The sequence below is a fragment of the Micromonospora sp. NPDC005163 genome, from assembly GCF_053599835.1.
In genome coordinates this window covers 77,207-90,225 of record NZ_JBSFYP010000007.1, presented here as the reverse complement: position 1 = coordinate 90,225, position 13,019 = coordinate 77,207, and the positions used below count along the sequence as shown (strand labels likewise).

Genomic DNA, 13,019 nt, shown 5'->3' with positions numbered 1-13,019 from the left:
CCTGGCCGAATGCCGGAGCTGACCGAGGACGTGACCTTCCGCCACGAGGACTGGTACGGCGAGGAGCTGACCGACCGGCACTTCGTGGGCTGCGAGTTCTTCCACGTGGACCTGACCGAGGCGGTGAGTCGCGGCTCCGTGTTCACCGGCTGCACGTTCGGCAACGTGCTGTTCAACGCCTCCCGGCACGTCGACTCCGCCTTCACCCGCTGCGTCTTCAAGCGGTGCAACTTCTTCGAGGTCGAGTTCACCGGCTGCAAGCTGGTCGGCAGCACCTTCGCCCAGTGCGACCTGCGCCCGTTGACGGTGGCCGGCGGCGACTGGTCGTTCGTCGCGCTGCCCGGCGCGGACCTGCGCGGCGTCCGTCTGACCGACGTGCGGATGCGCGAGGTCGACCTGACCGGCGCCAACCTCACCGGCGCCACCGTGACCGGCGTCGACCTCTCCGGCGCGCAGCTGCACAGCTCCCGGCTCGGCGACGCCGACCTGCGCGGCAGCGACCTGACCGCGCTGGACCCGACGGTCGTCGAGCGGGCCGGTGCCATCGTCGACGCCGAGCAGGCCGTGGTCATCGCGCAGGCGCTCGGCTTCCGGATCGGCTGACGCGAGGGCGGTCAGGATCGACCGGAGTCCCGGCCGGCTGCCCGATACCGTCCGGTTCCGGACTGGACACGCCCGCCCGTCCGGATCTAGCGTGTCGTCCACGCCGGATGCGAGCGCAAAACGGCCCACAGTGGACGGTGCGATCCGCGACGCTGGATGGCGGCCGGGCGGTGGAGGTGGAGGGGTCGGTGGCGGACGAAGACCGCACGCGGGCGGATTCGGGGGCCGGGGACGAGCCGTCCGACCGACCAGCGAGGCACCGGCCGCGCGCCGGCATCACCGGGCATGCCCGCAGCACACTGCGCCGACTCACCAGCGACCGGAAGCGGCGGCGCTGGGCGGTGCAGGGGCTCGCCGTGCTCGTCTGCCTGGTGGGGCTCGTCTCGTACCTCGGCACCCGGTCCGGCCCGGAGTCCGGCGACGATCAGGCGGGCCGCCCGGGCGGCGTGCCCGCCGGGGCCACCCGCCCCACCGGCTTCCCGGGCGCGGAGGGTCGCACCCTCGAGGCCGGGCCGGCGACGCCCAATCTGCGTCCTCGGCAGCGTCCGCCCTCGCCCGACCCGACGCCGTCGGTCAGCGCGCCGGCCCCGCCGCCGCCGTCCCCGTCAGCGCCGGTGCTGTCGGTGAGCCGGGCGGAGGTGCCCGCCGAGGTCGACCTCACCGCCGTGGGCACCCGGGACTGGATGCACTGGGGCCTGCACGGCGGCAAGTCGACGGTCCGTAAGCGCGCCGGCTCCGGAGAGATCATCGACGGGGGTGGCGCCGGCACCCGGGTCGGCTGGGACGGCAACCAGGAGGTTGTCAGCTGGCGGGACGGCACGTCGGAGCGTTCGGTGAGCGGCAGCCCGAACGGCGTCTACACCTGCGGCGCCGGCAACGGGTTCAGCCTCGCCGTCGCCGGCAGCGGCGAGCCGCGTGTCGTCCAGCTCTACGCCGGGACCTGGATGGCCCGGGGCCGGCTGGAGGCCCGGCTGTCCACCGGCGGCCCGGTCAGCACCGCGCGGCTGGAGGACCCGTACACCAGCCAGAGCGCCCAGTTCACCATCCGGTTCAAGCTGCCGAAGGGCGCCCGGCTGCTGCTGACCTGGACCGTCGAGAAGGCCTTCACCGAGCACTGCGGCAACGTCGGCCTCCAGGCCGTGGCGGTGCGCTGACCGGCGGCTGTCGCCACGGTGTTCGGGCTGCCCGCCACGGATGGCGGCAGTAGCCTGGGCGCGAGGGCCACCGATCCGTGAGGAGTGCCGATGACGTCCAGCGAGCAGGTGGTGGACAGCCCCAGTGGCTGGGTCGCCGAGCACATCCAGCGGTACGTCGAGACCGGCGGCGCCGAGGGGCACGAGTGGCGGCCCGGGGTCTACACGCTCCTGCTGACCACCCGGGGCCGGCACAGCGGCAAGCGGCGCCGCACCGCCCTGATCTACGGGCGGGACGGCGACGACCACCTGGTGGTCGGCTCGCAGGGCGGCGCCCCGAAGCACCCGGCCTGGGTCCTCAACCTGCTGGCCGAGCCGCAGGTCGAGGTGCAGGTCGGCCCGGAGACGTTCACCGCGCGGGCGCGCATCGCGACGCCCGAGGAGAAGCCGCGGATGTGGGCCACGATGACCGCCATCTGGCCGGCGTACGACGACTACCAGGCCCGGACCGACCGGGAGATCCCGGTGGTGGTGCTGGAACGGTTCTGACCTGGCGTCCGTCATGCCGCGCCGGACGGCGGGACAGGTTGTCCGTCGCACTCGGTTGATGGCGACGTAACTTTCTGCTGTCTCCGTCCCACCGTCCAGTGTGGAGGCACCGCAGATGAGCAGCAGTACCGCCCACCGTGTCCGTCCGGCCGTTTCGTCCGGTGCCGGTGAAGCCCCGGGGGAGGTGCTCCGCGACATCCCCCTGCCGCCGTACGTGACGGGGGAGGACACCCAGTTCGCGGTGCGGGCGGTGGTGGTGCACGCGCCCCGCCGGTGGTCCGGCGGCATGGTCTGCCGTAACGACGCCAGCCCGCACCCACGCCGGCTGCACCGCTGGGGCACCCGGGTGCTGGCGCTGCGCGGGCTGCGGGCCGCCGAGATCGCCGCGCTCATCGAGCGGGGTGACCCGACCGCGGTGGTTCCCCCACCGGACCGCCCGGCCTGATCCGGCCGGGGGCGCGGGGCGCCCCCGGCCGTCGGTCAGCAGGTGATCGGCTTGACCCAGGAGCATTCCACGCCCTCCGGGGTCCGTGGCGTCTCCGGCACCGCCGGCGGTGCAATCCGTGCCGTGGCCGCGCCGTCCTCGCGGTAACCGGCCAACGCCACGGCGATCTGGTCCTCCAACGGCTTCACGGACGCGGTGAGGTAGTTGTTCAGCAGGATGGAGAACGCCAGCAGCCGGCCGTCGGCGCTGGTGACATAGCCGGACAACCCGGAGACCCCGGTCAGGCTGCCGGTCTTGGCGTGCACGTTGCCCGCCGCCGGGGTTCCGGCCATCCGGCTGCGCAGCGTGCCGCCGACGAACCGGTCGGGTTGCCCGGCGATCGGCAGGGCCGCGTACCAGGTGGCGAACCAGGGTTCGGCCCGGACGGCGGCCAGCAGGTCGACGAACTCCGTGGCCGGAACGAGGTTGCGCCGGGACAGCCCGGAGCCGTCGCGCTGGCGCAGCGTGCCGGTGTCCATCCCGGTGTCGGCGACGTACTCGCTGATCGCGGTCAGCCCGGCCGACCAGGTGCCGGAGCCGGAGAGCACCCGGCCGATCTCCTTGGTCAACACCTCGGCGTGCCCGTTGTTGGAGAGCTTGAGGAACGGCGTCATCAGCTCACCCAGACTCATCGAGTCGTGCCGGGCCACCGGATGCGCGGCCTCCGGGGTGGGCTGACCGAGCACGGTTCGACCGAGCACCCGGACGCCGTGCCGGTGCAGTGCCGCCCGGAACACGTCGGCCGCGTAGCCGGTGGGCTCCCAGACCGTCACCCAGTCGCTGGCCGGCTCGTCGCCGACCGCGATCTGCCCGCTCACCACGATGGTGTTGCCGCCGTGCTCGCGTTCGATCGAGATCGAGGTCTCACCACCGGCGACCGTCTCGGCGCGGTTGTCGATCCGGACGTACCCGGTGGGTGGGGTGGTGTTGACGACCGGCGGGGCGCCGGCCCGGTCAGCCGGGGCGGCGTGCACGATCACGGTGCCCGCGTCGTAGTCGGTGTCCGGCGCGACGGTCAGCGCGGAGACCTGGGCGGCGTAGTAGTAGGGCTCGTCGTCCCAGGTCCAGTCGGGGCCGAGCCGGGTGCGGTCGTACCGGGTGTCGTCGGCGATCAGGTTGCCGGTCACCACCCGGACACCGTCGGCCGCGACCTGTGCGGCGAGCGCGTCGTAGTCGGCCGCGAGCATGGTCGGGTCGCCGCCGCCCCGCAGGTAGAGGTTGCCCGAGAGCAGCCCGCCTCGGCGCTTGCCGGTGGTGCGTACGTCGGTGCCGAAGCGGTGACCCGGGCCGAGCAGTTCCAGGGCGGCCGTGGAGGTCAGCAGCTTGGTGTTGGAGGCCGGGATCAGCCGCCGGTCCCCGTTGCGGTCGTAGAGGGTCTGCCCCGTGCCGGTGTCGACCACGACCACCGACGCCTGCGCGCCGGTCAGCCGCTGGTCGGCGAGGATCGTGTCGATGGCCGCGCGCAGGCGGGTCGTCGCGGGGGTGGGCGACTCGGCGGTGGCGACGGGCGCGCCGGCGGTGGCCGCGGTGGCGACCAGCGCGACCAGCGCGAGGAGCCGGGGAAAGAGACGGCGATGCATGCGCTGATGCTGCCACGAAGGTATTCGCCGGAGAAGGGTCTCGGGCGAAGGATATTGCCAAACCCCGTTACGTCGGTCGGCCGACCGACCTGTCGTGCCCGCCCCAGTAGTGTCGTTGCGCCCCCATGACCAGCGGTGCCACCAGCGCGGCGAGGGCCCCGCCGAGCAGCGGGAAGACGATGAACAGCCAGAGCTGCCGCAGTGCCACTCCGCCCTCGAAGACGGCCGGGCCGAAGGCGCGGGCCGGGTTGACGGCGGCGCCGTCCAGCGTCACGCCGACCAGCTGGGTCACGGCCAGGGCCAGCCCGATCGCCACGCCGGCGGTGCCCGGATTCTCGCTGCGACTGGTGACCACCAGGACGACCAGCACGAAGAGGAAGGTCAGCACGATCTCCAGCACGGCCGCGCCGCCCCGGTTGATGTTCGCGCCGTACCCGTTCGAGCCCAGCGCCCCGGTCTGGTCCACCACGTCGCCCCAGCGGGTCAGCGCCCAGAGCAGGAAGCCGGCCACGGTCGCGCCGGCGAACTGCGCGATCCAGTAGGCCACGGCACCGATCACCGAGATCTTCCCGGAGAGCAGCACACCGAGCGTCACCGCCGGGTTGACGTGGCTGCCGGAGAGCGGGCCGATCGTGTAGACCAGAGCCAGCATGACGAACCCGAAGGCCAGGGCGACGACCACCACCCCGCCCTGGACGCGCGCCGCGACGGCGCTGCCCACCCCGAAGAAGACCAGCAGAAACGTGCCGAGGAATTCGGCGGCCGCACGACGGGCATCTTCCATTTCGTCAGCGTAAGGACAATTCGGGCGACCCGGTGCTCGAATCATGGTCTGTGATCGGTGCGACGGCCAGGGCGGGCAGAGCCGCGCCGCGTTCGGCGTTGTACCTCGGGTGGACACCCATTCCGTCGACGTCGTGGTGATCGGGGCCGGCCAGGCCGGCCTGAGCGCCGGCTACCACCTGCGCCGCACCGGCTTCGCCCCGGGCAGCGGCTTCGTCATCCTCGACGGTGACGACGGCCCCGGCGGAGCCTGGCAGCACCGCTGGCCGACCCTGCTGCTGGACCGGGTGCACGGCATTCACGACCTGCCCGGGCGGTCCTTCCCGCCCGGCGACCCGCAGCGACCGGCGGCCGAGCAGGTCAGCGCCTACTTCGCGGGGTACGAGCGAGCCTTCGAACTGCCGGTCCGGCGGCCGGTGCGGGTCCGCGCGGTGCACTCCCGTCCGGACGGCCGGCTGGACGTACAAACCGACGGCGACCGGTGGACCACCCGCGCCCTGATCAACGCGACCGGCACCTGGACCCGGCCGTTCTGGCCGTACTACCCGGGTCGGTCCTCCTTCCGCGGCCGGCAACTGCACACCGCCGACTACCGGGGCCCGGACGAGTTCACCGGCCGCCGGGTGGTGGTGGTCGGCGGCGGCACCTCCGCGGTGCAGCTGCTCGCCGAGGTCTCCACCGTCGCGGCCGCCACCACCTGGGTGACCCGCCGGCCACCCCTGTTCCGCGACGAGGAGTTCGACACCGAGCTGGGCCGGGCCGCGGTGGCCCGGGTGGACGCGGCGGTACGGGCCGGGCGCCCACCGGGCAGCGTGGTGGGCGTGACCGGGCTGCCGGTCACCCCGGAGATACGACGGCTGCGCGAGCGAGGCGTCCTCGACCGGCTACCCGTCTTCGACCGGATCACGCCCGACGGGGTGGCCTGGGCGGACGGACGGTTCGTGCCGGCGGACATGATTCTCTGGTGCACCGGCTTTCGCGCCGCGCTCGACCACCTGGCCCCGCTGGGGCTGCGCGGGCCGGGCGGCGGTATCACGATGGACGGCACCCGCGTGGTCGCCGACGAGCGGATCCACCTGATCGGGTACGGCCCGTCGGCGAGCACGATCGGAGCGAACCGGGCCGGCCGCGCGGCGGTCAACGAGATCCGTGCGTTGCTCGCCCCGGCCCACGCTCTCGACTGATCCGCCTCTATTTGACGGATCGCCCGGCAGCGGGCAACGTAGGCGGTGACGGGGCCCGTCAGCTGCCCCGACGATGCGACGGCGACGACCGTTCGCCCCTCCTGTCGCCTCCGACGTGTGCTCGTACGCGGACCGATTGTCCGGTCTGTGCGGTAACCGACCGCGAGCCGAGAATCCACGAGGAGTTCCGCCAATGCTCACCATGACCGACAATGCCGTGCTCGTCATCCGTGACCTCGCCAACCAACAGGACGTCGGCGAGGACGGTGGGGTGCGTATCGCCGCCGACGCCGACGCCGGATCGCTCACCGTGGAACTGGTGCCCGAGCCGGTGCAGGGCGACCACGTGGTCGACAACCAGGGCGCCCGGATCTTCCTCGACGAGGACGCCGTCGAACTGCTCGGCGACGCCTCGGTGGACGCCACCGTCGACGGCGAGGGCATCATCCAGTTCGGGTTCACCGAGAAGGCGTAGCAGGGCTCAGCCGGCACGGCGGGTCTCACCGCCGCGCGACTGCCGCGGCGACCGCCCCCGCTGCGGCGGTTCCGGCCCGGGATGCCACCCCGGGTCGGCGTCGGCGCGTGGGTGCAGCAGCGCCGTCAGCACGTGCGCCAGGTGGTGCGACGTGCTCCAGGCCGCCCAGTTGGCGGCCGAGCCGGCGCCGGCGCCCCTGCGGGCCCGGCGCAGCAGTTCATGGTCACCCCAGGAGAAGGCCGCGCCGGTGCGCGGCCAGTGCGGCGCCGAGACCAACGTGCGGCACAGGTCAGCGAACCGGTCGTCGCCCCGCCCGCCCCGCCGGGACCAGCGGTAGACCCACCAACCGCCGTCGGCCGTGTATCGCACGGTGGGCAACCGGTCACCCGGTTCACCGGTGCCGGGTACGGCCGGGCCGACGCCGTAGTCGCCGTAGTCGACCCCGGCGTCGGCCAGCCGCTGCCAGAGCAGCCAATCCCAGCGGTCCAGCCGGACCGGCTCGTCGGTGGGCAGCCGGGACAGCGTCGGCGGCATCCCGCCGGCCGCCACCGTCACCGACCGCCAGGCGTGCCGACGGGCCCAGTCCAGCAGCCGGCGTACCCGGGGCTCGGCCAGCCGCACGTCCGCCGGGCAGCACACGTCGCCCGCGTCCACCAGCAGGTCGCACTCCTCCGGCGCCAGGCCGGTGAACCGCCAGATCCGTTCGACGGCGGCGGTGTCCTCGTCCGGCCCGGCCCGGTCCTGACCGGCCCGCAGCCGGACCAGCGCCCGCCGGGCGTACGCCCGGGCCGCCGTGCCGTGCGCGACCAGGCGCCGGTCGCTCTCCGCGAGCCCGATCACGGGCACCAGCGGTACGCCCCAACGGGCCAGCTCCGCGTCCGGCGCGTCGGGCAGGGTGGTGACGTCGACGGCTGGCAGCAGCCCGACCGGCAGCCGGCGCAGTACGTCCATCGTGGTGCGGTCGACCGCGCCGACCTCCAGGATCGGGGCGAGCATCGGGGCGGCGGCCGGGTCGAGGTGACTCAAGGCGTCCAGCTCGCCGCGACGGCTGGCGAGGATGGGGCGGTAGACCGGTTCCGCCGCCCGGCCCCCGTGGGCGGGCACCATACTTCAATCTAGCCAGGTATAGGCATATGTCCCAGCTCGTCGAGCCGGAATTCGGCTGTCCGGCTGTCGGCTCGGCGACTACGCTCGCCCGATGCTCGCGCCAGCTCACCGCTACCGGTCCGACGACGAGGACAGCGCCCGCTGGGCCGGCTTCCCGTTCCGGGACGGCGACATCGTGATCAGCACCCGATCCAAGAGTGGCACCACCTGGATGCAGATGATCTGCGCGCTGCTGGTGCGGGGCACCCCGGAGCTGCCGGCGCCGCTGACCGAGCTGTCACCGTGGCTGGACTGGCTGGTCGAGCCGCAGGACGCGGTGTACCGCCGGTTGGCCGCCCAGCCGCATCGGCGGTTCATCAAGACGCACACGCCGCTGGACGGTCTGCCGCTCGACCCCCGGGTGCACTACGTGGTGGTGGCCCGGCACCCGCTGGACATGGCGGTCTCCCTGTACCACCAGGCCGGCAATCTGGACCGGGTGCGGCTCAGCCAGCTGACCGGCCAGACCGTCCCGGCGGGGCCGCCGCGAGCACGGATGCCGGTGGGGCAGTGGCTGTCGAGCTGGGTCGACCGGGGGGCGGACCCGCGCGCCGAGCTGGATTCGCTGCCCGGGGTGCTCCTGCACCTGAGCGACGCCTGGGCGCGCCGGCACGAGCCGAACGTCGCGCTGGTGCTTTACGACGACCTGCGGGCCGACCTGGGCGGCCAGATGCGCCGGCTCGCCGACCGGTGGGGTCTCGCGGTGTCACCCGAGCGCTGGCCCGACCTGGTCGAGGCGGCGACCTTCGGCCGGATGCGGGAGCGCGCCGACCGGCTCGCACCGGACACGCTCGGTGTGCTGCGCGACCGCCGGGCCTTCTTCCGTCATGGCGGGTCGGGACAGGGGCGGGACCTGTTGGACGCGCCCGCGCTGGCCCGCTACCGGGCGCGAACGGCGGCGCTCGCGCCACCTGACCTGCTCACCTGGCTGCACCACGACGGCTGACCGGCCGGCGTGGCACGACGCAGGGGTGCGCAGACGAGCGCACGGCGCCGCTTCGACCGTGGTCGGAACGTCGCCGCGCTCTGGCCGTCTCCCACCACCGCAGCCGTTCGGCGGTACGCCGGCAGGGACCTGGCTCGACCGGCCGCCCGCGCCGGTCAGACATGTCGATCCCCGGCCGGCGTGGATCCAAACCTGCCAACCGTGGGGAATTCCACCATCTGCGAGTCCCGGCGTGGCTCGGCGCCGAACGGGGTATGAGCCCGACATGGAGCATTTCACGATCGCGACCGTCGCCGAGAAGAGCCCGGACTTCCGACGGGTGCTGTGGACCGGGCAGCACACGCAGTTGGTCATCATGACCATCCCGCCGGGCGGGGAGATCGGCGAGGAGGTGCACGAGGAGATCGACCAGATCCTGACCTTCGTCAGCGGCACCGGCGAGGCGCGGGTCGCCGGCGAGAAGCGGGAGGTCGTCTCCGGCGACCTGGTCGTGGTGCCGGCCGGCACCAGGCACAACTTCGTCAACACCGGGCCCAACCCGTTGGTGCTCTACACCGTCTACGGCCCGCCGGAGCACGCCGACCAGGCCGTGCACCGGACCAAGGAGGAGGCGGACGCGGCCGAGGAGGCCGGCGAGGACGAGCCACCCACCGCGTGACGCGGCCGACGGCGGTCTGATCCGGGCCGATCGGGGTACCCGCGACGGGTGGAGCAGCAGCCGGCGATCTCCGACTACGGATTCCTGTCCGACTCCCGCTCCGGCGCGCTGGTGAGCAAGCACGGGTCGATCGACTGGTGGTGTCCGCCCCGGTTCGACGGCGCCTCCGTGTTCGGGCGGTTGCTCGACCCGCGCGCCGGGCACTTCCGGTTGGCGCCGGTGGGCGTGGGCGGGCAGGGATACCGGGTGGAGCGCTCGTACCGGCCGGACACGCTGGTGTTGCGCACGGTGCACCACACCCCTAACGGCAGCGTGGCGGTCACCGACGCGCTCGCCGCCGAGTTCGGCGCCCGTGCGCACGAACTCGGCCAGAACTCACCCGCCGTGCTGATCCGGGTGGTCGAGGGGCTGTCGGGGCGCGTCCGGATGGCGTTGGACTTCGCACCCCGTCCGGAGTACGGCCTGCTCACCCCGTACCTGCACGAGCAGCCGGACGGCACGGTCGTGGCCGGGGCGGGCCCGGTGACACTGTTGCTGCGCTCCGCGGAGCTGCCGCTACGGGCCGGCCGGGACCGGGTGACCCACGAGTTCGAGGTCTCCGCCGGCCAGGTGATCGGGGTGGACGTGGCGTACGGCGCCACGTACGGCGACCCGCCGGTCCGGCTGGACCCGGTGGCCGCGCTCGCCGACACGGTACGGGCGTGGGAGGCGTACCGGGAGCCGCACCAGTATCCGGGCCGGTACCCCGAGCTGGTCCGGCCCAGCGCGACCGTGCTGACCGGTCTCACGTACTCCCGCAGTGGCGCGATCACCGCCGCGCTGACCACGTCCCTGCCGGAGCAGATCGGCGGTGACCGCAACTACGACTACCGCTTCGCCTGGCTGCGCGACTTCTCGATGACCATGCGGGCGCTCTGGGTGGCGGCCTGCCCCCACGAGGCGTCCCAGCTGTTCGCCTGGGTGTCCCGCTCGATCGGCCGGATCGGCGACGAGCCGGTGCCGGTGCTGTTCGGGCTGGAGGGGGAGCGTGACCTCACCGAGCACGACTGCCCGCAGCTGGCCGGCTACGCCGGCAGCCGGCCGGTCCGGATCGGCAACGACGCCTGGCGGCAGCGACAGCTGGACGTGCCGGGGGAGGTGATGTCGGCGGTCTGGCGGCTGCGCGACTACCTGGGCGGGACGTTCGACGGGGAGCTGCGGGAGATGGTGCTCGGGCTGACCGAGCAGGTGGCGAGCACCTGGCATCTGCCGGACCGGGGCATGTGGGAGGCCCGCGACGGGGACCAGCACTACCTCTCCTCGAAGGTGCTCTGCTGGATGACCATGGACCGGGCGGTGCGGCTCGCCGACCGGCTGGGCGAGCGGGCCGCCCCGGACCGCTGGGCCAGGATCCGCGACGAGATCCGCGACGAGGTGCTCCGGCGGGGCTGGAACGAGCGGATCGGCGCGTTCACCGGCGCGTTCGGCTCGGCCGAGCTGGACGCATCGGCGCTCTTCCTGCCGGTGGTGCACTTCCTGCCGGCCACTGATCGGCGGATGCGCTCCACCATCGAGGTGGTGGAGCGGGAGCTGGGCACCGACGACGGTTTGGTACGCCGCTGGTCGACCGACCCGGCCGGCTTCGTGCTCTGCTCGTTCTGGCTGGTGGAGTGCCTGATGCTGGCGGGCGAGCGGCGCCGGGCCGAGGAGCTGTTCGAGCGGGTGGTCGGGCGAGCCAACGACGTGGGCCTGTTCAGCGAGCAGATCGACCTGGTCACCGGTGCGCAGCTCGGCAACACCCCGCAGGCGCTGTCGCACATCGGCCTGATCAACGCGGCCTGGCGGCTGACCGATCCGTACAGCTTCTGACCGGTCGACCGCCCCGCCTTCCGGTGAATCCTGCAACAGACCTGCAAGCGCAAGGCATTGACGTTGATGCGTACGCGGTCCTAGCCTCGAAGATGCGGGAAAGCCCTTTCCCACGGCTTTGATCCCGCTTCACCCCGCTCCGGACACCGGGCATCCGACGGGGCGCACCGATCCCAGGCCATGGCGTCACGCCGTGCCGGCACGTCCCCGTACGGACGGCCGCGGGATCGCCACCACACGCGTCAAGGAGGACAGCTGTGCAGAAGAGACGACTCCCCGGCCGACGACCACTGCTGCTCGCGGTGGGCGCCGGCGCGACCGTGGCCGCCCTCGCGGCCGGCATGACCTCGGCCTTCGCGGCCACCGTCTTCACCGACGACTTCAACGACGGCAACACCACCGGGTGGTCCAAGTCCGGCGGCACCTGGACCGTCGACGGCTCGGGCGTGCTCAACCAGTCCAACGCCGGCAGCTCGCTGGCCCGGCAGTTCGCCGGCCAGACCAGCTGGACCGACTACTCGGTGCAGGCCCGGGTCCGGCCGGCCAGCTTCGGCTCGTCCAGCGCCCTGGTCGGGCTCGCGGCCCGGTCCAGCAGCAGCACCAAGATGTACCGGCTGGCCCTGCTCGGCTCCGGACGGGCCGAACTCCAGGCCGTCAACGGCAGCGCCATCACCTCGATCGGCTCCGCGTCGCTGGGCATCGGCACCGGCAACTGGTACACCCTGCGCATCGAGGCCAGCGGCAGCACCATCCGCGGCTTCGTCAACGGCACCCAGATCGCCGCCGGCAGCAACAGCCTGGTCGGCGCCGGCCGGATCGGCCTGGTCACCGCGTACGCCAGCGGCGGCTTCGACGACGTCATCGTGGACGCGTCCGGCGGTGGCACCCCGCCCCCGACGACCCCGCCGCCCACCACGCCGGGCCCGACCAACCCGCCGCCCGCGGGCTGGCCGACGCCCACCGGGAACCAGAAGGTGGACGCGACGATCCCGGTCTCGGGCACCTTCGACGGCGGGCTCAGGCGCTACTACGGCATCGGCGACGGCGGCCAGAGCGAGAGCCAGGACCCGATGTTCGAGCTGGCCGCCGGTGCCACCCTGCGCAACGTCATCATCGGCGCGCCCGCCGGTGACGGCGTGCACTGCGAGGGCAACTGCACCCTGATCAACGTCTGGTGGGAGGACGTGGGCGAGGACGCGGCCACCTTCCGCGGTGGCACCACGTACACGGTCGACGGCGGCGGCGCCCGCTCGGCCAGCGACAAGGTCTTCCAGCACAACGGCTCCGGCACCGTCACCATCAGGAACTTCCGGGTGGAGAACGCCGGCAAGCTCTACCGGGCCTGCGGCAACTGCTCCACCTCGTACCAGCGGCACGTGGTGATCGACAACGTGATCGTCCGCGACACCGACGCGATCGCCGGCATCAACACCAACTGGGGCGACACCGCCCGGTTCAGCCGGATCACCATCGTCGGCGACCCGGACCGGGACACCTCGATCTGCGTCAAGTACCGGGGCGTGCCGAAGGGCAGCGAGCCCGTCCAGATCGGGGAGGGCGCCGACGGCGTCAACTGCCTCTACGCACCGTCCGACATCACCTACCAGTAGGCCGGCACCGCGGCACCCCG

General features: G+C 73.1%; 13 protein-coding genes. 10 read left to right on the top strand and 3 right to left on the bottom strand.

The genetic code is table 11. The features are described 5' to 3' along the window. Positions 1 to 9 precede the first annotated feature (9 nt). The 4 genes from ACWD6N_RS08020 to ACWD6N_RS08005 all read left to right on the top strand — a co-directional run bounded on the left by ACWD6N_RS08020 (position 10) and on the right by ACWD6N_RS08005 (position 2,730). The gene (locus ACWD6N_RS08020) at positions 10 to 603 is read left to right on the top strand and encodes a pentapeptide repeat-containing protein (RefSeq protein WP_450004588.1); all 594 of its coding nucleotides are present in this window, start codon (positions 10 to 12) and stop codon (positions 601 to 603) included. 137 nt (positions 604 to 740) lie between these two features. Continuing rightward, positions 741 to 1,757, top strand: coding sequence for a hypothetical protein (locus ACWD6N_RS08015; RefSeq protein WP_450004587.1), 1,017 nt, complete (start codon positions 741 to 743; stop codon positions 1,755 to 1,757). A gap of 90 nt (positions 1,758 to 1,847) precedes the next feature. Continuing rightward, positions 1,848 to 2,285, top strand: coding sequence for a nitroreductase family deazaflavin-dependent oxidoreductase (locus ACWD6N_RS08010; protein ID WP_450004586.1), 438 nt, complete (start codon positions 1,848 to 1,850; stop codon positions 2,283 to 2,285). A 115-nt stretch (positions 2,286 to 2,400) separates the two neighbouring features. Next, positions 2,401 to 2,730, top strand: a complete 330-nt coding sequence (locus ACWD6N_RS08005) for a hypothetical protein (RefSeq protein ID WP_354967930.1) — start codon at positions 2,401 to 2,403, stop codon at positions 2,728 to 2,730. A gap of 35 nt (positions 2,731 to 2,765) precedes the next feature. On the opposite strand, the gene dacB is transcribed toward ACWD6N_RS08005, so the two are convergent. Then, positions 2,766 to 4,349: a D-alanyl-D-alanine carboxypeptidase/D-alanyl-D-alanine endopeptidase gene (dacB, locus tag ACWD6N_RS08000; RefSeq protein WP_450004585.1), complete on the bottom strand. Its 1,584-nt coding sequence runs from the start codon at positions 4,347 to 4,349 to the stop codon at positions 2,766 to 2,768. 67 nt (positions 4,350 to 4,416) lie between these two features. Then, complete coding sequence (locus ACWD6N_RS07995; protein ID WP_354967932.1) at positions 4,417 to 5,133, bottom strand: MIP/aquaporin family protein; 717 nt, start codon at positions 5,131 to 5,133, stop codon at positions 4,417 to 4,419. A gap of 109 nt (positions 5,134 to 5,242) precedes the next feature. On the opposite strand from ACWD6N_RS07995, the gene ACWD6N_RS07990 reads away from it, so the two are divergent. Both ACWD6N_RS07990 and ACWD6N_RS07985 read left to right on the top strand, forming a co-directional pair. Further along, positions 5,243 to 6,316: an NAD(P)-binding domain-containing protein gene (locus ACWD6N_RS07990; protein ID WP_450004584.1), complete on the top strand. Its 1,074-nt coding sequence runs from the start codon at positions 5,243 to 5,245 to the stop codon at positions 6,314 to 6,316. A 193-nt stretch (positions 6,317 to 6,509) separates the two neighbouring features. Further along, positions 6,510 to 6,791 carry an adhesin gene (locus ACWD6N_RS07985; protein ID WP_450004583.1) on the top strand — a complete coding sequence of 94 codons (282 nt, stop codon included), beginning with the start codon at positions 6,510 to 6,512 and terminating at the stop codon, positions 6,789 to 6,791. Positions 6,792 to 6,797: 6 nt separating this feature from the next. On the opposite strand, the gene ACWD6N_RS07980 is transcribed toward ACWD6N_RS07985, so the two are convergent. Beyond that, complete coding sequence (locus ACWD6N_RS07980) at positions 6,798 to 7,898, bottom strand: beta family protein (protein WP_450004582.1); 1,101 nt, start codon at positions 7,896 to 7,898, stop codon at positions 6,798 to 6,800. 91 nt (positions 7,899 to 7,989) lie between these two features. Between ACWD6N_RS07980 and ACWD6N_RS07975 the strand changes: the two genes are divergently transcribed. From ACWD6N_RS07975 to ACWD6N_RS07960, 4 genes are all read left to right on the top strand, one after another. Continuing rightward, complete coding sequence (locus ACWD6N_RS07975) at positions 7,990 to 8,883, top strand: sulfotransferase domain-containing protein (protein WP_450004581.1); 894 nt, start codon at positions 7,990 to 7,992, stop codon at positions 8,881 to 8,883. A gap of 265 nt (positions 8,884 to 9,148) precedes the next feature. Further along, positions 9,149 to 9,541: a cupin domain-containing protein gene (locus tag ACWD6N_RS07970; protein WP_387326778.1), complete on the top strand. Its 393-nt coding sequence runs from the start codon at positions 9,149 to 9,151 to the stop codon at positions 9,539 to 9,541. Between the two features lie 48 nt (positions 9,542 to 9,589). Next, complete coding sequence (locus ACWD6N_RS07965) at positions 9,590 to 11,389, top strand: glycoside hydrolase family 15 protein (RefSeq protein ID WP_450004580.1); 1,800 nt, start codon at positions 9,590 to 9,592, stop codon at positions 11,387 to 11,389. Positions 11,390 to 11,646: 257 nt separating this feature from the next. Then, the gene (locus ACWD6N_RS07960; RefSeq protein WP_354967939.1) at positions 11,647 to 12,999 is read left to right on the top strand and encodes a pectate lyase; all 1,353 of its coding nucleotides are present in this window, start codon (positions 11,647 to 11,649) and stop codon (positions 12,997 to 12,999) included. Positions 13,000 to 13,019 lie beyond the last annotated feature (20 nt).

What these genes read in the sequence shown, in the direction of transcription:
- dacB (WP_450004585.1), bottom strand. Translation starts at nt 4,349, where the DNA reads ATGCATCGCCGTCTCTTTCCCCGGCTCCTCGCGCTGGTCGCGCTGGTC.
- ACWD6N_RS07975 (WP_450004581.1), top strand. Translation starts at nt 7,990, where the DNA reads ATGCTCGCGCCAGCTCACCGCTACCGGTCCGACGACGAGGACAGCGCC.
- ACWD6N_RS08010 (WP_450004586.1), top strand. Translation starts at nt 1,848, where the DNA reads ATGACGTCCAGCGAGCAGGTGGTGGACAGCCCCAGTGGCTGGGTCGCC.
- ACWD6N_RS08020 (WP_450004588.1), top strand. Translation starts at nt 10, where the DNA reads ATGCCGGAGCTGACCGAGGACGTGACCTTCCGCCACGAGGACTGGTAC.
- ACWD6N_RS07970 (WP_387326778.1), top strand. Translation starts at nt 9,149, where the DNA reads ATGGAGCATTTCACGATCGCGACCGTCGCCGAGAAGAGCCCGGACTTC.
- ACWD6N_RS07995 (WP_354967932.1), bottom strand. Translation starts at nt 5,133, where the DNA reads ATGGAAGATGCCCGTCGTGCGGCCGCCGAATTCCTCGGCACGTTTCTG.
- ACWD6N_RS08005 (WP_354967930.1), top strand. Translation starts at nt 2,401, where the DNA reads ATGAGCAGCAGTACCGCCCACCGTGTCCGTCCGGCCGTTTCGTCCGGT.
- ACWD6N_RS07985 (WP_450004583.1), top strand. Translation starts at nt 6,510, where the DNA reads ATGCTCACCATGACCGACAATGCCGTGCTCGTCATCCGTGACCTCGCC.
- ACWD6N_RS07980 (WP_450004582.1), bottom strand. Translation starts at nt 7,898, where the DNA reads ATGGTGCCCGCCCACGGGGGCCGGGCGGCGGAACCGGTCTACCGCCCC.